The 17760-nt window shown below is 63.1% G+C and carries 14 protein-coding genes; 10 read left to right on the top strand and 4 right to left on the bottom strand.

All coding sequences use genetic code 11. The annotated features are described in order from the left end of the window. Position 1 precedes the first annotated feature (1 nt). From NTZ26_13090 to NTZ26_13055, 8 genes are all read left to right on the top strand, one after another. Positions 2-1219 carry an ABC transporter permease gene (locus NTZ26_13090; GenBank protein ID MCX6561437.1) on the top strand — a complete coding sequence of 406 codons (1218 nt, stop codon included), beginning with the start codon at positions 2-4 and terminating at the stop codon, positions 1217-1219. Next, the gene (locus NTZ26_13085) at positions 1212-1910 is read left to right on the top strand and encodes an ABC transporter ATP-binding protein (protein MCX6561436.1); all 699 of its coding nucleotides are present in this window, start codon (positions 1212-1214) and stop codon (positions 1908-1910) included. The genes NTZ26_13090 and NTZ26_13085 overlap by 8 nt, the downstream gene beginning before the upstream one ends. A 151-nt stretch (positions 1911-2061) precedes the next feature. Then, complete coding sequence (gene bamA, locus NTZ26_13080; GenBank protein MCX6561435.1) at positions 2062-4410, top strand: outer membrane protein assembly factor BamA; 2349 nt, start codon at positions 2062-2064, stop codon at positions 4408-4410. A gap of 44 nt (positions 4411-4454) precedes the next feature. Further along, positions 4455-4982: an OmpH family outer membrane protein gene (locus tag NTZ26_13075; protein MCX6561434.1), complete on the top strand. Its 528-nt coding sequence runs from the start codon at positions 4455-4457 to the stop codon at positions 4980-4982. Further along, the gene (fabZ, locus tag NTZ26_13070; protein ID MCX6561433.1) at positions 4979-5446 is read left to right on the top strand and encodes a 3-hydroxyacyl-ACP dehydratase FabZ; all 468 of its coding nucleotides are present in this window, start codon (positions 4979-4981) and stop codon (positions 5444-5446) included. Before NTZ26_13075 ends, fabZ begins: the two co-directional genes overlap by 4 nt. Continuing rightward, positions 5433-6257, top strand: coding sequence for an acyl-ACP--UDP-N-acetylglucosamine O-acyltransferase (lpxA, locus tag NTZ26_13065; GenBank protein MCX6561432.1), 825 nt, complete (start codon positions 5433-5435; stop codon positions 6255-6257). The genes fabZ and lpxA overlap by 14 nt, the downstream gene beginning before the upstream one ends. Continuing rightward, a complete protein-coding gene (gene lpxI, locus NTZ26_13060) occupies positions 6236-7048 on the top strand; it encodes a UDP-2,3-diacylglucosamine diphosphatase LpxI (protein ID MCX6561431.1) in 813 nt (270 codons plus the stop codon). The genes lpxA and lpxI overlap by 22 nt, the downstream gene beginning before the upstream one ends. Before the next feature lie 226 nt (positions 7049-7274). Continuing rightward, the gene (locus tag NTZ26_13055) at positions 7275-8201 is read left to right on the top strand and encodes a Gfo/Idh/MocA family oxidoreductase (GenBank protein ID MCX6561430.1); all 927 of its coding nucleotides are present in this window, start codon (positions 7275-7277) and stop codon (positions 8199-8201) included. Here NTZ26_13055 and NTZ26_13050 read toward each other — a convergent pair whose 3' ends face one another. Beyond that, positions 8202-8933 (bottom strand): DUF620 domain-containing protein, encoded by a 732-nt coding sequence (locus NTZ26_13050; GenBank protein MCX6561429.1) that lies wholly within the window; start codon positions 8931-8933, stop codon positions 8202-8204. It lies immediately after the preceding gene. A gap of 120 nt (positions 8934-9053) precedes the next feature. Between NTZ26_13050 and NTZ26_13045 the strand changes: the two genes are divergently transcribed. Beyond that, a complete protein-coding gene (locus NTZ26_13045) occupies positions 9054-10370 on the top strand; it encodes an amino acid permease (protein ID MCX6561428.1) in 1317 nt (438 codons plus the stop codon). A gap of 43 nt (positions 10371-10413) precedes the next feature. On the opposite strand, the gene NTZ26_13040 is transcribed toward NTZ26_13045, so the two are convergent. Together NTZ26_13040 and NTZ26_13035 are read right to left on the bottom strand one after the other, a co-directional pair. Continuing rightward, a complete protein-coding gene (locus tag NTZ26_13040) occupies positions 10414-11832 on the bottom strand; it encodes a sigma-54 dependent transcriptional regulator (protein MCX6561427.1) in 1419 nt (472 codons plus the stop codon). 85 nt (positions 11833-11917) lie between these two features. After that, positions 11918-16048, bottom strand: a complete 4131-nt coding sequence (locus tag NTZ26_13035; protein ID MCX6561426.1) for a M14 family metallopeptidase — start codon at positions 16046-16048, stop codon at positions 11918-11920. 162 nt (positions 16049-16210) lie between these two features. Between NTZ26_13035 and mscL the strand changes: the two genes are divergently transcribed. Continuing rightward, positions 16211-16648, top strand: coding sequence for a large conductance mechanosensitive channel protein MscL (gene mscL / locus NTZ26_13030; protein ID MCX6561425.1), 438 nt, complete (start codon positions 16211-16213; stop codon positions 16646-16648). A 303-nt stretch (positions 16649-16951) separates the two neighbouring features. Here the strand turns inward: mscL and NTZ26_13025 are convergent, their stop codons facing one another. Beyond that, a complete protein-coding gene (locus NTZ26_13025) occupies positions 16952-17749 on the bottom strand; it encodes a DUF1295 domain-containing protein (protein MCX6561424.1) in 798 nt (265 codons plus the stop codon). Positions 17750-17760 lie beyond the last annotated feature (11 nt).

Below are 17760 nucleotides of genomic sequence, written 5' to 3'. Positions count from 1 at the left end.
CATGGGATTTGAAGGCTTTGTCGCCCGCCGCTATTTGACGGCCCGCCGCAAACAGGCTTTCGTCTCGGTCATCACCTTCATCTCGGCCCTGGGCATCACCATCGGTGTCGCCGCTCTGATCATCGCCGTGGCTCTGATCACGGGCTTCCAGGAGGACGTCCAGGCCAAGATTTTGAGCGCCACTTCGCACCTTATGGTCTCGGACGTGTCGGGCGGCTCCCTGGCCGACCACGCCGCGATGGCGGAGACGATCCGGGGCTTGGACGGTGTGGTCTCCGTCTCGCCCGTGGCTCTCAACATGGTCCTCCTCGTCGGTCCGCTCAAGACCCAGCCGGCGATGATGAAGGGCATGGACCTCCGCCTCGAGCGGACCCAATCCCCCTGGCTGGCCAAGCTGGAGTCCGGCACACTCCCCGAAGAGGGCGGCCGCGACGGCATCCTCCTGGGACACGACCTGGCCTATGCGATGGGCGCCGGTATCGGCGACGTTATCCGGGTCCTGTCGTCGTCTTCGCGGATGGGCCCGATCGGCGCCGTTCCCAAGATCAAGAGCTTCAAGGTCAGCGGGATCTTCGCCACCGGACTGTACGAGTTCGATTCGGGGACGGCCATCATCCCGCTGGCCGTCGCCCAGAAGTGGTTCGACATGGTCGGCGGGGTCAGCTACCTCCAGGTCATGATCCGGGACGTCTTCGCCGCCCCGGCTTTCAAGGAGACGCTCAAGGCCAAGCTGCCCCCGCTTGTCTACGTCACGACCTGGGCCGAGCTCAACAAGTCGCTTTTCTCCGCCCTGAAGCTGGAAAAGACCATCATCTTCCTGACCATCGCCCTGATCGTCATCGTGGCCGCCCTCAACATCATCGCCACCCTCATCCTGATGGTCATGGAGAAGACGCGGGACATCGGCATCCTGATGTCCCTGGGGGCGACCCCCCGGCACATTCAGCGGGTCTTCTTTCTGCAGGGCTCGATGATCGGCGTCTCGGGAACGATCCTGGGGACCGTCCTCGGGCTCGGCTGGTGCCTGCTGGCCAACGCTCTCAAGCTGATCCGCGTCCCGGTCGACATCTACCAGATCTCCTACGTCCCGTTCCACATCAAGCCCTGGGACCTGGCCCTGATCCTCGGCGTCGCCCTCGCCGTCAGCCTCTTGTCGACCCTCTTCCCCTCCCGGCGGGCGGCCAAAGTCGATCCCGTGGTGGCCCTTAAATATGAGTGAACCCGTCGTCCGCGCCGTCAACCTGGGCAAGGAATATCCCCTGCCCGAAGGACGACTCAGGGTCTTCGGCGGTCTGACCCTGGAGCTCGAGGCGGGGGATGTGGCGGCCATCATGGGCGTTTCGGGCGTCGGCAAGACGACTCTTCTCAACCTCCTGGGCGCCCTCGACCGGCCCAGCGAGGGCACGGTCTATCTGGACGGGGAGGATCTCTACGCCAAGGATTGGCGGGAGCTGGCCCGAACCCGCAATGCCAAAATCGGCTTCGTCTTCCAGTTCTACCATCTCCTGCCCGAGTTCACCGCCTGCGAGAACATCGCCCTGCCCCTGATGATCGGCGGCGCGCCCAAGGACGAGGCCCTGGCCAGGGCGGCCGTCCTGTTGGCCGACGTCGGGCTCGAGGACAAGGCGCGCCTGCGCCCGGCCCAGCTCTCGGGCGGCGAGCAGCAGCGCATCGCCCTGGCCCGGGCCTTGAGCCGCGAACCCAAGCTCCTCTTAGCGGACGAGCCGACCGGCAACCTGGACTGGAAGACCGGCGAGCATATTTTAAGCCTGCTCGTCGGCCTCCAGCGCCGCAAGAACCTGACCGCGGTGATCGTCACGCACAGCGAAAACGTCGCCAGATACTGCGGAAAGGTCTTTATGATGGAGCATGGCGAATTGAAACGGATCGAGCCTCCGACGCGTTCTTAATGGTATGAGCGATCGAGATTCACGGCCCGAGCCGGACCCGGCGGCGACGACGAAAAATCGAGCTTCTTGATGAAGATACCTCTCCTCCGAGAGGTTCCGGGCGCGGCCCGGTTTTTGAAATGGCCCCGGTTTATGCTATAAGGATAGGATCATGAGAAAGCTTTTTTTGATCGCCTTGTTGATACTCCTCCCGCTGACCGCCTTGGCCCAGGAGCTGATCGAACGGATCGACATTGTCGGCAACGACAGGGTGACGAAAGAGACGATCATGTACTACCTGACCTCGCGGGAGGGGGACTACTTCAACGAGGATCTGCTTAAGAAGGATTTCCGGATCCTCTGGTCGACCGGGTTCTTTTCGGACATCAAGATCGGCCAGACGGTCAGCCCCAAGGGCCGCATCATCACCATCACCGTCGAAGAGACACCGCTGATCAAGTCGATCACCTACAAGACGGGCCGCAAGGTCAAGGAAGACGACATCACCAACAAGCTCAAGGAGAAGGACGAATACCTGCTGGCCTACAGCAACTATAACCCCAACAAGCTGCAGCGGATCCGCAAGACGATCGAGGACTTGCTGGCCGAGAAGGGGCTGGGGGCGGCGAAGGTCGAGGTCGTCACCAACAAGACGGGCAAGAACGAAGTCGACGTGGCCTTCAAGATCGACGAGGGCCCCAAAGTCCGAATCGGGGCCATCGAGTTCACCGGCAAGGTCAAGCTCTCGCCGAGCCTCCTTCGCGGCGCCCTCAAGGAGAACAAGCCGCACTCCCTGCTGGCCTGGGTCTCCGGCAAGGACGTCTACAAACAGAACAAGCTGGCCGACGACCTGACCCTGGTCAAGAAAGTGTACCAGGAAAACGGGTACATGGAGGCCACCGTCGGCGAGCCCAAGATCGAGGACATGTCGAAGCGGACCATCTTCTTCTGGAGCAAGCCCCAGAAAATGGTCAAGATCACGGTCCCGGTCAACGCCGGCTACCTCTACCGGGTGGGGGAGATCAAGGTCGAGGGCAATAAGGCCTTCACCATCTCCGGCATTATGAGCAAGATCAAGCTCGTGAAGGGCGACATCTACAGTACCAAAATCCGGGAGAAGAGCATCGAGGACCTGGGTGAGCTGTTCCGGAACTACGGCCACTTATACGCCCAGGTCATGCCCGTTGAAAGCCTCGATCCCAAGTCCAAGGTCGTCAACGTCACCTACCAGATCTTCGAAGGCGAGCTCTGCTATCTGCACCGCATGGATTTCAAGGGCAACATCTTCACTAAAGACAAAGTGATCCGGCGGGAGATGCTGATGCGGGAAGGCGACATCTTCAGCCTGGCCGTCTTCAAGGACAGCGTCCTGCGCGTCAAGCAGCTCGGTCTGGTCGACCTGGAGAAGGAGCCGGACATCAAGCCGACGGCCGCCGACCCCAACAAGTTCGACGTCAGCATGCCGATCAAAGAGCTGCAGCGCAACAACATCCAGTTCACCGCCGGCTACAGCGGCTATGAAGGGACGTTCATCGCCTTGAGCTACACCACGGTCAACTTCCTGGGGGCCGGGGAGAACCTGGAGCTGACCGCCCAGTATGGGGCCCGCATCCGCAACTACGTCATCGGCTTCACCGAGCCCTACCTTTTCGATATGCCCGTCAGCGCGGGGTTCAGCATCTACAACCGGGCCACCTATCTGCCCTGGCTCTACAACCAGGAATCCAAGGGTGTAGACTTCAATCTGGGCGCCCGGATCATCGGCTATTGGCGGGGCAGCCTGACCTACAGCTTCCAGATCCTGAACATCACCGAACCGGATTCCCAGGCCGCCGACCAAGGGACGTCGACGACCTCCTGGATCGACCCCTATTACATGGGCCTGTTCGGCTGGGGCAAGTACAACATGAGCTCGATCATGCCGGCCATCTACCGGTCGACGGTCGACAGCCCCCTAACGCCCACTTCGGGCACGATGTATTCCCTGTCGTTCAAGTACGCCGGGTCGTTCCTCGGCGGCGAGGTCGATCTGTTCAAGCCGCGCCTGGAATTCACCCACTTCCAGCCGATCAAGCAAGGAGTCCTCTCGCTTGGCGCCCACTTCGAATACTCCGAGATCCTCCGGACCACCGATACCCAGGTCCCGTTCTGGGAGCGCTTCTTCCTGGGCGGCGAGCGCAACGTCCGCGGCTACGAGATCTACACCATCGGGCCCCGCTCCGAGAGCGGGACAAACACGGGCGGCGAGAAAGAGCTGATCATCAACTTCGAGGCCATCCTGCACGTCGGCGGTATCGAGAGCCCGCTCTACCTGATCGCCTTCCATGACCGGGGCAATGCCTGGCCGCACGAGGGCAAAATCAGCCTAACCGACGTCTATACTTCGACCGGACTCGAGGCCCGCATCTTCGTGCCGGCCCTCAGGGTTCCTTTCCGCCTGATTTTTTCGTATAATAACCGCCGGATTTACCAATCCGATTCCAATATCGCGTTCCGTTTTGCGATTGGAACCACGTTCTGAACCCCGCGGGACCCCGTCCCGAACATGACTTAGGAGGTCTGACCATGCGGAAATTTATCGCCGCCCTGACTATGATCGCTGTTTGCGGCGGCTTCGCCGCCCTTTACGCCCAGTCCAAGATCGGCGTCATCAACTCGCAGGATGTTCTGGAAAAGTCGGCCGAAGGCAAGAAGGTCATCGCCCGCATCCAGGAGCGCGACAAGCAGTACCAAGCGGGCATCGCCAAGCTGGACGACGAGATTCGCCAGCTCCAAACCCGGCTCAACACCCAGCGCCTGACCCTGACCGAAGAGGCCGCCCTCCAGATGCAGGGCGACCTGGACAAGAAGACGACCGACCGCAAGCGGATGGCCGAAGACGCTTACGCCGGGATGCAGGACCTGACCAACCGCCTGTTCAAGAAGGTCCAGGACGAGCTCATCCCGATCGTCGAAGCCATGGGCAAAGAGCGCGGCTACGACATCATTTTCGATCTGCAGAAGAGCGGCGCCGCTTGGGCCAACCCGGTCATCGATGTGACCGCCGAGGTCATCAAGCGCTACGACGCCTCCAAGGCCGTCCCGAGCAAATGACCAGTAGCGCGGTCCTGAACATCGAGGACATCCTCAAGTTCCTGCCGCACCGCTATCCTTTTCTGCTCGTCGACCGCGTCCTGGCCCTGGAAAACGGGAAGTCCATCCGGGCCCTGAAGAACGTCACCTACAACGAGGAGTTCTTCCAGGGCCACTTTCCTATGGCCAGGATCATGCCGGGCGTGCTGATCGTTGAGGCCATGGCCCAGGCTGGCGGGATCCTGATCTACCACTCGGTTCCCGACCCCCAGACCAAATTCATGCTCTTCAGCAAGATCGACAATATGAAGTTCCGGCGTCCGGTCGTCCCGGGCGATCAACTCTGGCTCGAGGCCGAGCTGGCCAAGATCCGGGGCCGGTTCCACCTCATCCACGGCCGGGCCTTCGTCGACGGCGATCTGGCGGTTGAAGGGGATATGTGGGCCTCCCTGATGGAGAAAGAGGAGCTCAATGTCTCCAAATAACGCGTCTATCCACCCGACGGCGCTCGTCGATCCGGCGGCCCGGATCGATCCCGCGGCCGTGATCGGGCCCTATTGCATCGTCGGCCCGCATGTCGCCATCGGACCCCGGACCCGGCTCGAGGCCCACGTCATCGTGGACGGCTGGACCACACTCGGGGCCGATAACGTCGTCGGCTTCTACTCCGTCCTCGGCACGCCGCCGCAGGACATCGGCTACAAGGGCGAGGAAACGCAGGTCGTCATCGGCGACCGCAACGTCCTGCGGGAGTTCGTCACCGTTCACCGGGCCACGATCAAGGAAGAGCGGCTGACGACGATCGGCGACGACAACTACATCATGGCCTACGCCCACATCGCCCACGATTGCCGGGTGGGGAACTGGACGATCATGATCAACGGCGCGACCCTGGGCGGCCATGTCCACGTCGGCGATCATGCCATGCTCAGCGCCTTCACCGGTATCCACCAGTTCAGCCGTATCGGCCGCTACGCCTTTCTGGGCGGCTATACGGTCATCACCCAAGACGTCCTGCCCTTCAGTCGGGTCGTCGGCCAGCGTCCGCCCCGCGTCTTCGGGCTGAATATCGTCGGCCTGCGCCGCAAGGGCTTCGACCGGGAGCGGATCGGGACTATCAAGTCCATGTTCCAGCTGCTGTTCTATTCCGGGCTCAACACGGCTCAGGCCGTAGAAGCCATCCGGAGCACCATCCCCCCCGGTCCCGACCGGGAGGAAATCCTGGACTTCATCGCCGCCTCCAAGCGCGGCCTGGTCAAAAAAACGGCGGAGACATGGGAGAGCGAATCGGATTGATCGCCGGGGCGGGCGAATCCCCGCTCCTGGCGCTCGAGGAAGCCGTCGGGCAGGGGTTCGAGTGCGTCGTGGCCGGCGTCCGGGGCGAAGCCCAGGCCGACCTCAAGTCCCGGGCCGCCGCCTTCGAATGGTTCGGGCTGACCGAGCTCGACAAGCTGGTCTCGTTCTTCAAGGGACAATCCGTCCGCCGGGCGGTCATGACCGGAGCCATCGATCCGCGGGCCGTCCTGCAGCCCAAGGGAACGATGGACGACGCGCTCTTCCAACTCATCGCCCAGATCCGCGACAAGACGCCGACCCGGCTGATCCAATCGCTTATCGATTACCTCGGAGCCCAGGGGGTGACGGTCGTCGATCCCTCCTTCCTCCTGCAGCCGTATTTCTGCCCGGCCGGCCTTCTCAGCCTGGCTCCGCCGACACCCGCCATTCTCGAGGACATCGAGTTCGGCTGGGACCGGGCTCGCCGCCTGGCGGACGAAGACATCGGCCAGACGCTGGTCGTCAGGGATCGGGCCGTCGTCGCGATCGAAGGCCTGGAAGGCACGAACGAGACGATCAAGCGGGCCGGCCGGCTGGCCGGCAAGGGCGTCGTTGTGATCAAAGTGGCCCGCACCCGCCAGGACCCGCGGATCGACATTCCGGCGGTCGGGCTCGAGACGTTCCGCGGCTTGATCCGGGTCCGGGCCGCCGCCCTCTGTTTCGAGGCCGGCCGGATGCCGTTCTTCCAGAAGGACGAATCCCTGGCCTTGGCCGATGCCAACGGCCTGGCCGTCCTGGCCAAGCGCTCCTAGTTGGGCGTCCCGGAAATACGTTGATTAAGTCCCGAGCATGCCAGACGCACAACCGCCGGGGAGTATGAGGGGGGCGGCGAGGCCTCCCTCAGGGGGTCAGCGGAGCGCCGAGGGGGGAGCTTGTCTCCCCCCTGGAAGTGTCCCGTCTCCAGGGAGAGTATGGGATTGGAATATATAAGACGGGGCACTAGTTTCGGGCCGCGTCGGCGGCGGCAAAGGAAACATCATGGACAAGGTCAAAGTCGGAATCGTCGGAGTCGGGTACTTGGGCATGCAGCACGCCCGGATCGCCTCCTATCTCGAGGAATGCGAGCTGCGGGCCGTAGCCGACATCGACTTCAAGAAAGCCTTTGAGATCGGCAACCGCCACGGCGTCAAGTATTATCAAGATTACCGGGAGATGATCGACGAGATCGACGCCGGCATCGTGGCGACCCCGACCTCGGAGCACCACGCCATCTCGCTCGAGCTGCTCAAGCGGGGCAAGCATGTTCTGGTCGAGAAACCCATCACCGAGACCGTGGCCCAGGCCGAGGAGCTGGTGGCCGAAGCCAAGCGCCAGGGCCTCGTCTTCCAGGTCGGCCATCTGGAGCGTTTCAACCCGGCGGTCGAGGCCGTCGAAAACATGATTTCCGACCCCAAATTCATCGAGGTTCAGCGCCTGGGATCGTTCTCGGCCCGCTCCCTCGACGTCGACGTGGTCCTGGACCTGATGATCCACGACCTGGACATCATCCTGGCGTTGATCAAGGACGAGGTCGGGGTCATCCGCTCCTCGGGCATCCACGTCCTGTCCGAGAAAATAGACATCGCCAACGCCCGGCTCGAGTTCAAATCGGGCTGCGTCGCCACCCTGACTGCGAGCCGCGTTCATCAGGGCAAGGTCCGCAAGCTGCGGATCTTCGAACCCACGGCCTATTACTCGATCGACTATATTGATCAGGAAGTCAAAGTCTTCCCTTTGAGCGGCCGCCAGACGGACATCAAGACCTTCAAGATCCGCAAGGAGGAGCCGCTGAAGAAGGAAATCCAGAATTTCCTGACTTGCATCGACGGCGGCCGCCCCGGCAAGGTCAGCGGCGAGGAAGGCCTGCGGGCCCTCCGGCTGGCCCACGCCGTGCTTAAAGAGATCGAGACGACCACGGCCGTCTAATTATTTAGCCATCTTGAAGAAGACGTCCTCGAGGGGCGCGTTGTATTCGATCTTGCTGAAGGTCAGGCGGACATACTCGGCGCCGTTCTGGAAGGTGGTCATCTTGAAGAAGGCCGTCGTTTCGCCGACTTTGCGGTAATCCTCGTACAGCGTTTCGGTCTCCACGTCGCCCCCCGTCATGGGGTCCTGTGCTTTGGCCTTGCTTTTGAGCAGAAGCCCCGTCGCGGCGTCGACGAAAAGGGTTGCCGTGGTGCCGTCGGCGAAGGCCTGCTCCAGCACATAACAATCCTTGTTGCCGACCTTCTCACGGCCTTTGGCGGCGTAGACGAGGCCGATCTTTTCGGGGGCGAGCAGGGCGTCGCTGCCGATGGCCTGCCGCTTCAAGCTCTTGCCCATGGCCTCGGGCATCTCCTGGGTCGTTCCCGACTGCGGGTCGGTCATCCAGGCTTGGGCGCCGTCGGTGGCCTGGGTGATGATCAGGCCCATGAGCTCGATGTCGATCCGCAGCTTGTCGGGCTCTTTCTGGTACATGGTAACGCCGCCGGACATGCCCATCTGGACCAACTCCATCGATCCCGAGGCGGTCGATGTGCGCACGCTCTCCAGGGCTTTGCGGCCGCCTTGGGCTTCGATCATCTTGGCCAGGATATCCTTGGCCTCCTGGGCGCCGGCGGTGGCGGCCAGACCCGAGAACAGAACGAGGGCCACGCCTAGGGAAATCGCTCTTTTCATGGTCAGCTCCTTAGTCCTAGAAACGTATTGTATCTTTTTTACGAGAGGAGAGGAAAAAGGATTCGCCAGGCGCGTTTTTCCGTTGCATCGCCGTCCCCAAAAGGTGTATGGATAAAGGCCATGACGAAGAAGCGCGGGCTCGGCGTTTTCGACGCGGCCATGATTGCCAGCGGGGCGATGATCGGTTCCGGCATCTTCATGAATCCGGCCGAAAGCGCCCGCTTCCTGCAGACCTCCTCCCAGCTCCTTCTCGTCTGGGTGATCGGCGGCTTCATCGCCGTTCTGGGGGGCATCTGTTTCGCCGAGCTGGGGGCGATGTTCCCCCAATCGGGCGGGCAGGTCGTCTATTTGGAGAAAGCCTTTTCGCCTTGGCTGGGATTCCTGTTCGGCTGGACGCTCTTCAGCACCATCCAGACGGGCGCCATCGCTGCCGTCTCGTTCACCTGCGCCCGCTTCATCGGCGTGTTTCTGCCGCTGGGGGAGGGGACGACGCGATGGCTGGCGGCCGGCCTGCTCTGGTCGTTGTCCCTCGTCAACATCCTCGGCCTCCGCCCCGGCAGCATCGTCCAGAATATCTTCACAACGCTTAAGTTCGCCTCCCTGCTCGTCCTGATCGCGGTCGGGTTCTTTGTTTTTCATCCGCCGGCCGCCGTCCACCTGGGGCCGCTCTTCCCCGATGGTCTGGGGGGAGGCGTGTGGCAGGCCCTCGGCTTGGCCCTCATGCCGGTTCTCTTCTCCTACGGCGGCTGGCAGAACCTGAATTTCGTGGGCGGGGAGGTCCGCCGGCCTGAACGGACGATGCCCCTGGCCATTCTGACCGGAGTGGGCCTGGTCGTCACGGTCTACGTCCTGGCCAACGCCGTCTACGTCAAGGCCCTGCCCTTCGCGGCGATATCCGGCTCGTCCCGGCTGGCAGCGGACGCCATGGGCGCCATGGTCGGCCCCTGGGGAGGGCGCTTTATCTCCGTGGCCATCATCGTGTCCACCTTCGGCATCACGAACGTCTTCATCCTGACCGGAGCCCGGGTCTATCAGGCCATGGCCCGGCAAGGAATGTTCCTGCCGGCCGCCGCCTTGAGCCACCCGCGCTGGGGCACGCCGGTCGCGGCCATCGTTCTGCAATCGGCTTGGGCTTCGGGGCTCCTTCTGACCAACGGATACGGCCGGCTCCTGCAGTATGTGACCTTCGGCGATTGGATCTTTTTCGGCTTGACGGCCGTCGCCCTGATCGTCCTGCGCCGTAAGCGGCCCGACGCTTCCCGGCCGTATCGGGCCTGGGGGTATCCCGTGGTCCCGGCCCTTTTCGCCCTGGTCTCGGCTGCCGTCGTCCTCAACGTCTTCATTTCCGCGCCAGGCCGGTCGGGTGTCGGAGCGGCGATCATCCTGGCCGGATGGCCGCTCTACGCCTGGACACGACGGCGCCGGGAGGTCCGATGAAATTCTCATCCGTCGCCCAGGACGTATCGAACGAGAGAACGTATCAGACGCCGGGCCTGGGGGCTGTGGGCTTGCGCTTTGACGGCGGCCGCGGTTCGCGCACCAGGCCGTACTTGGCCATCTTGTTGTAAAGAGTGGTCCGCGAGATGTTGAGGACCTTGGCTGTCCGCTTGAGATTGAAGGCCGTGAGCTTCAAAAGATAGGCGATATACTCTTTTTCAAGATCGTCGAGGGTGGAGAGGTTGTCCCGGTCTCCAAAGGCGGGCCGGGGCCGAGCCGCAGCCTGCTCCCGCAGCGCCTTAGGCAGATCGGAGACGTCGATGAAATCCCGATGCGTCGTCATGGTCGCGCTTTGCAGGACGTTCTCGAGCTCGCGGACATTTCCGGGCCAATCGTACTTGAGGAACAGCTTTTGGACGTCACGGGACAGGCCCTTGACGGACTTGCCGAAGGCTTTGTTGGTCCCGTCCAGGAAATGGCGCACCAGCAGCGGCATATCCTCGGGCCTCTCCCGCAGAGGCGGAAGATGAACTTCGACCCGGTTTAACCGATGATAAAGGTCTTCCCGGAAGGCGCTTCGGCGGATGAGCTCGGGCAGGTCGCGGTTCGTGGCTGCGATGACGCGGACGTTGACGTAGCGGACGTCGTTGGAGCCGAGGGGACGGAATTGCCGGTTTTCCAGGACCCGGAGCATCTTGGCTTGGACGGGCAGGGGGATCTCGCCGATCTCGTCCAGGAAGATGACGCCTTCGTGGGCCTCCTCGAACAAGCCCCGCTTGGTTCGATCGGCTCCCGTGAAGGCGCCTTTGACGTAACCGAAGAGCTCGGATTCGAAGAGCGTTTCGGGGATCGAGGCGCAGTCACAGATGACCAAGCGGCGGTTCTTGGTCTCGCTCAGGGCATGCAAAGCCCTGGCCACGAGCTCCTTACCCGTGCCCGTCTCGCCGGTCACTAAAACGCTGGCGAAATGACGGGCCACGCTTTCGATCAGGCCGAAGACCTCGAGCATGTAGGGACTCTTGCTGACCATGCCCTGGAAGACGTATTTCTTCTCCAGCTTGCGCTCCAGGAGGAACGTCTCCCGCCGCAGCTCGCGCTTATCGAGGGCCTTGCGCAGGGCGGCCCGGGCCGTTTCCGCGCTGACGGGTTTTTCCAGATAGTCCGAGGCCCCGCGCCGGATCCACTCCAAAGCCTCCTCCGGGTGGATCGGTGGGCCGGAGATCAGGACGTTCAGTAGAGGATCGGAGTTTTTGATCTCGGCCAGCTTGGCGGCGTCCTGATCGGATGCGTCCCGGACTTCGAGCAGAACGAAGCGGATACTGTTTTCACGAATGAAGGCGGAAAGATCTTCCCGCGAAGGGCAGAAGGAGAGTTGAAACATCTCGGCCACCGGGGTGGCGGCCAATTGATCGAAGAGCGAAGCATCGGGCCCGGCGACGAGAAGGTTTTCCCTGTTTTCCATGGCGGCGGACGGCTCCGGAATTAGTGTCCTCAATCTTAACAGTATTTCAAGGACGAATCAATTCCTAAACACTCGCGCGTCCCGGTTAGTTTTTGCCCGGCAGCCTGACCAGGCCCGGTCGTCCCCGGACGAGCTGGATTCTGACCCGATCGCCGACCTCCTCCTCGATGCGGGCCGTTTCGAAGCGGGCCAGGGAAAGGTACTTGAGGTGGGCCCGGATGAAGGCCAGCCCTTGCCCCGAAAGGAAATCCAGCCAAGCCCCGGAGGCCGTCTCATCCATGAGCTCCGGCGTTCCTTCGGCATAAGTGACCTGGCCGCGGGCGGTCAATCGGTTCTCCGCACCCGAGCGCCGCTTGGCGAAGAGGGCCACCCCCTCGTACGTCTCGAGCGGGGAGGCAAAAGGCTGCCAGCGGGTCGCCCAGCGGGCGTAGCGCTCGTAGAATTTCCGGTTCGACTCCTTGATGCGCGGATCGGCGTTCATCTCGGCCGTGATGAATCCCCGCAAATCGTCCCCGGCTTCCTTGTAGCGATCATACAGGGGCAGGCTCAAGCCCCGGACATAAGCGAACCAGCCTTTGGGGATCCAGTAGTCGCGGAACAGATAGGGGGAATAATCGGAAAACGCCTGAACCCATTCATGGGAGGGATAGCCATGCAGGTTCAGGGCGATATCGGGCGCCCACTTGGCGGCCAGGTCGCGCCGGACCGAGGCTTCAGGCAGAACGGGCCGGGAGCCGGCTGGGGATCCGACGTCGAGCCCCAGAGTCCCGTAGCGCCCGGCATGCAGGCTGTGGAAAGGCGTCAAGCTCTGCAGCTCGGCGGCCAGGGCCGCTCCGTCCGGATTTTCCATCGGCTGGAGGACGAAGTTGATCCGGCTCAGATATTCGGAGGTGGCGGGGTCGCGGGCCAGAAGCTCGGCCAGCTTGAGAATGTAGGTTGTCGAGGAAACTTCGTTGGCATGCTGGCGTCCGTTCAGGAACAGGGTCGGCTTCAAGGCGACGAGGCGGGGGATCGAGACATAGGTCCCGAGCGGCCGGTAGGCCTCGATGACGGGAACGGCCCGGCCTTCATAGGAGCGGCCGCCGATCCAGGTCCGCAGAGCGGGGAGCCCGGACAGCTTGCGGATGGCCGCCTCGACCATCTCGGGCGAGAGGACCCGGGTCGTATCGATGATCGGTTGGCCGGGCTTGGCCGGGGGCGGGGGCGCCGCGACGGCGGCATCCGGAGGAGCGACCGGCAGGCTTTCCTCCTTGCTCAAGCGGCCGCACTTCAATCGCAGGCGTAAGGCGTCCAGGCGGGGATAAGCCATCGGATCGGCCAGCATCCCTTTGCCGGCCAGATCGCGGTATGAGCCGAGGAGGTCGACCAGCGCCAGGTAATCGGACTCGCGCTCGAATTCCAGGTCCACCGCCAGCTCGCCGACCCTCTCCTCCAGGCCGTTATAGAGCAGCCAGGGAATCCGGACCGGCTTGGCGGCCAAGGCCGGAAAGGCGATGCGCCGGGAAGCCTCCTCGCGGCCCGTTTCCCTCCACTTCAGGTTGATCCGGGGCGTCTCGTCGGGCCAATCCTCGAAGACGACCTTGATCCGGGGGGCTTCGCCTTCAGTCGAGCCATGGATGATCGGGAGGACGTTGCCCGGAGCCGAGATTCTCTGGGTATCTTCGGGAAGATCCGTCTCGCCGCCGTCGAGGTCGATCATCCCGCGCAGGAAGTCCAGGGTATCGAAATAAATCTCGTCATGCAGGGACTCGAGCGAACTGACCATCTCTTCATCCAGGCCGAGACGGAAGTCGGGCTCGCTGGCCCAGATCTCGATTTTCAGCTGCTTGAAGAAGGGCTGTTTGGAGAACGTCGGGGCCTGGCCCGTCTGGCGCAGAATCTGCGCCTGAACCGGGGCCAGGACTTCGTCCTGATAGTAGGACCAGATCTCCTCCAGATCGGAGGCGAGCGGGGCGTCGGCCAGGACCCGGCCGGCCTGTTCGAGGCGGACCCAACCCGTGGTCAGGGTCACGTCGCCCCACTCCGGGACGGGGCGCAAATAGGGCTGGGTCTTGGTGCGGGGCGAGAAACCCTGCTCGAAAAGCACGGCGTTTTTGGCGTCCAGGGCCGTGACGTCATAGACGGCGGTGGGGTCGGGGTTGATCTCGAAGCGGATTTTATCGATCGGCAGGCCGAGCTCGCGGGCCAGGATCTCGTCGGCGGGGTACAGCTCCTGCAGCCAACGGGACGGTTCCGCATAGAAGCGCTTGGGCCGGCGGAAGTCCTCCTCGATTTTGGCGAAACGGACCACGACCTGGGTTGCGCCCTTGCCCTTGAGGGCCGGCGCCACCCGCTCGGTCAACCAGAAGAAGCCCTGCTTATAGGCCGATAGGACTTCCACCTCGGCTGTCCGCTGAAACTCTTCCCGGCACAGCGTCTCAATCCGCTGCTTCAGGCGCTGCCGGATGTCCGGCGATTCGGAGACTCCCAGGCTGATCTTGATCGGGGCCGTATCGTCGGCGGCGCCTTTGAGGCCCGCCCGGACCGCCTCGACGGCCCGCTCGCCCTCCCAGTCGAAGGCTTTCTCTTTTTCGAAAACCCGGCGCCCTTGGGTGAGAGGCGCAAGGTTGATCTCGCTGGAAGCGGGTTTGAGAGCGGCCAACATCCTCTTGACCTCCTCCTCGAAGCGAGGGTTGGGCTTGGGCAGGGAAATCTCCGCCCGCAGCGATTCGAGAGGCCTGTCTTTGAGGTCGTCCAGGGCCTTGGCCAAGGCGGGCAGGAGGTGGGATTCCGCCGCGCCTCGCCCGCCTTTGAGGAATCCGTCGATGTCGCGAGGGACGTCGCCGACCTGGGGACGGCCCGGGCCGAAGGCTTCGAAATAGGGGAAGGTTCGGCCCAGGTACTCGAGGGTCTTGTCCAATCCGATCCCGTCTCCGCCCAACACTGCAAGGGCGGTCGACTTGTTGAAGGCGGCCGGGACGACGGAGGCCCAGCCCGTCCCCGGTTCCAGCGGCGGCGGCGCCAGCTTGCCGATCCGGATGAGCTCTTGAGTCAGGGCATTGGCGCCGACCAGGATCGGGGCGACTAAAGATTGGCGATGCTCGATCTCTTTGTCGATCGCGACGAGGGGGAAGGTGGCCCCGGCCGTCCCCAAAACGAGCCGGGAGGCCAGCGAAACGACGCCGTGCGGCGGAGTCTGGGAGGGAATGACGATCCGGCTGTCCAGCCCGTCGGGAAGGCCGTCGTGGTCGCCGTCCGTATAGAGGCCCTTCAAGCCGAAGAGTCCGGTCAGATCGAAATCGCGGCCCGAACTGTCGGGGCGCGGGACGTCCTTGAAAACCGGCGTCAACATTCGCTTCGGCAGGCCGGTCCGGGGCAGGACGGCTTCGACCGCGGTCTTGCCGAAGAGGAGGCGCACGGTCACCTTGGCGCACCCCGGGTAGGAAAGAAGCTCGGTCTTCTGGCCGCGCAAGTGGGATTGCCGCAAGCCTTCGAAAGCCCGGCCCGCCCGGTTCAGCTCGTCCTCATCGGTCAGGAAGATCTCGGCCGTCAGGTTCTTGACCTCGCCGGCCCGGAAGGCCAGCTTGCCCGCCGTCGCTCCCCTGAGATCCGGCGGGAATTCGTATTGGACCGACTTGATGACGGTCCGCTGCAAGACGATGCCATCGCCGGCCAGGAGCTGTTCGATGTCGCGCTCGAGCGAAGCGTAGGTATGCCCCTCCTCGCGCCCCCAGATGTCCCACAGATACGGCCAGCGCAGGAAGAAGGCGCGGGCGGTTTGCAGCAGGGCGTCTTCGGAGGAGGCGATGACGAACAGCCCGGTCTGGGCCTTCGATGCGAAGACGGAGACGAAGCCCTGATTCGGGCCCAGCGCGGGCGCTTCGATGTCCCCGTCCTTCAGCGCGTCCCGGAGCCATTTGACGTTCGTCCCCAGCAGGATGACGTTGTCGAGGCGGTCGATCCGGCCGGCCTCGGATTCGCGCTTGAGAATTTCGAAATCCTGGGCCAGGCAATCGAAGTTGGCCCGGGCGGCGATGTCGGCTGCGGCCGCCAGCTCGGCCGCGCCGGGCGAATCCGGGAGGACCACCCAGAGTCCGATCTTGTCCGGCAGCTTGTCGCCATCCGTGTCTTTGAGCGTCCGGCCGAGCAGAAAGACGTGGGACAGGCTGAGGATGTCGGCCGCGGCGGGCAGGGCGGCCGTGAGCAGGGCCAGGAGAACGACAAGGCGGGTCTTCATGGGCATTCCTTTGAGCCGGTTGGAGAGGGGATTATAGCCCGGGTCCCGCCCCGACCTCAAATGGGTTCCCGGATTCGGGTCCTTTTCCCGCCGGAGCCAGGGCTTGACGGGCGAGCGCATAGGGTTTAGATTCAGGGCGGCACTGAACGAAAGGAGGACGAAATGATCAAGGAATTCCGGGAGTTCATCCAGAAGGGCAACGTTCTGGACATGGCCATCGGCTTCATCATGGGCGCGGCCTTCGGCAAAATCGTATCTTCTCTGATCAACGACGTCCTGATGCCCCCGATCGGCCTCCTTCTCGGCAAGGTCGATTTCGCGGGCCTGTACATCAACCTGTCGGGGCGGCCGTTCGAGAGCCTGGCCGCGGCCAAGGCGGCGGGCGCGGCGACGATCAACTACGGCATCTTCCTCAACGCCATTCTGGAGTTTTTGATCGTAGCCCTGTCGGTCTTCGTGATCGTCAAGTGGATCAACGCGCTTCGCCGGCAGCCGAAAGCGGTGCCGGCGGCGCCGACGACCAAGGAATGCCCGTATTGTCTGTCGGTCGTGCCGCTCAAGGCGACGCGCTGCCCGCATTGCACTTCTGACCTGAAATAAAGTTCTTTTCCCGATTCCGGGAAACGCGGTCCGGAGTATCGACCCGGCGGCGCGGGTTTTTCACGCCTTTTTCGCGTTTCTCTTCTCGGCGCCTGCGGAACTCCGCATCTTCGATCTTTCTATCCTGTCTGGCCTTCCACTCTGTCTCGTTTCCGATGATTGTCACGTGCTCAAACATCCCTCGGCGCCCGTTGGGTTCCCTCGAAGAGGTTCGCGAAAAAGTCTAAACCCGCGCGGTTTCGCCGTTGGCCGATACTCCGTTCCGCTTAGATTTTCCCGGAATCGGGAGAAAAACCAATATTTTTAGGGAACTCGCGGTGCTAATCTGCGCTCGGCTTTGGGGAACCAAGGCCAGAAGGCGTTGGTCCGGGCCGCGTAGGCCTGGAATTCGGGGTCGCCCTTGTGCTTCCGCTCGAGCAGAGGGACGCCCGAGACATAGCGCAGCAGCAGGGTGATGACCAAGGGGCTGATGACGGCTCTCCAACCGCCCGGGACGGAAGCGGCGATCAAGAACAATCCCCACCACTGGATCGCTTCGCCGAAATAATTAGGATGCCGGCTCCAACGCCACAGCCCGGTCGTCAGGAACCGGGAGCGGCGCTCCGGATTCTTCCGGAAGCGGACCAGTTGGGCGTCCGCGGCGGACTCGAAGGCGAAGCCGAACGCCCAGAGCGCCAACCCCGCGGCGTCAAGGGCCGTCCAGGGAACCGGGGGGGCCGCGTGGACGATCGGGAGGGGCAAGGCCACGAGAAGGAGAAAGGCCCCCTGCAGCAGAAAAATCTGGAGGTAGCTGCGGAGCAAGAACCATCGGCCCCAGGCTTTGCGCCAGGCGGCATAGCGGAAGTCTTCGCCTCGGCCCTTGGCCCGGCGGGCGAGGTGCAGGGCCAATCGAGCCGCCCAGACCAGGATCAGCACGGAAACCAGGATCTGGCGCGGCGTCGGAGCGGGCGGGAGCGCGAGGTGGAGGCCGGCCACGAGCAGAAAGCCTGGACCCCAGGCGATGTCGATGATGGAATTATCCCGCCGGGCTAGGGCCATCAGGAAGAGCGCCGTCATGAATGCCAAGACGACGGCCGCCGTCAGTCCCGGATAGGCCAACAAAGCGGCTTTCC

This window comes from Candidatus Aminicenantes bacterium (assembly GCA_026393855.1).
In the GTDB taxonomy this organism is placed as follows: Bacteria; Acidobacteriota; Aminicenantia; order Aminicenantales; family UBA4085; genus UBA4085.
Note: the sequence above shows the minus strand (reverse complement) of the source record. Positions and strands in the feature narration are given on the sequence as shown.

Coding starts and splice junctions, on each gene's coding strand:
- NTZ26_13090 (MCX6561437.1), top strand. CDS start 2: ATGGGATTTGAAGGCTTTGTCGCCCGCCGCTATTTGACGGCCCGCCGC.
- bamA (MCX6561435.1), top strand. CDS start 2,062: ATGAGAAAGCTTTTTTTGATCGCCTTGTTGATACTCCTCCCGCTGACC.
- NTZ26_13040 (MCX6561427.1), bottom strand. CDS start 11,832: ATGGAAAACAGGGAAAACCTTCTCGTCGCCGGGCCCGATGCTTCGCTC.
- lpxA (MCX6561432.1), top strand. CDS start 5,433: ATGTCTCCAAATAACGCGTCTATCCACCCGACGGCGCTCGTCGATCCG.
- lpxI (MCX6561431.1), top strand. CDS start 6,236: ATGGGAGAGCGAATCGGATTGATCGCCGGGGCGGGCGAATCCCCGCTC.
- NTZ26_13045 (MCX6561428.1), top strand. CDS start 9,054: ATGACGAAGAAGCGCGGGCTCGGCGTTTTCGACGCGGCCATGATTGCC.
- NTZ26_13050 (MCX6561429.1), bottom strand. CDS start 8,933: ATGAAAAGAGCGATTTCCCTAGGCGTGGCCCTCGTTCTGTTCTCGGGT.
- NTZ26_13085 (MCX6561436.1), top strand. CDS start 1,212: ATGAGTGAACCCGTCGTCCGCGCCGTCAACCTGGGCAAGGAATATCCC.
- NTZ26_13035 (MCX6561426.1), bottom strand. CDS start 16,048: ATGAAGACCCGCCTTGTCGTTCTCCTGGCCCTGCTCACGGCCGCCCTG.
- fabZ (MCX6561433.1), top strand. CDS start 4,979: ATGACCAGTAGCGCGGTCCTGAACATCGAGGACATCCTCAAGTTCCTG.
- mscL (MCX6561425.1), top strand. CDS start 16,211: ATGATCAAGGAATTCCGGGAGTTCATCCAGAAGGGCAACGTTCTGGAC.
- NTZ26_13055 (MCX6561430.1), top strand. CDS start 7,275: ATGGACAAGGTCAAAGTCGGAATCGTCGGAGTCGGGTACTTGGGCATG.
- NTZ26_13075 (MCX6561434.1), top strand. CDS start 4,455: ATGCGGAAATTTATCGCCGCCCTGACTATGATCGCTGTTTGCGGCGGC.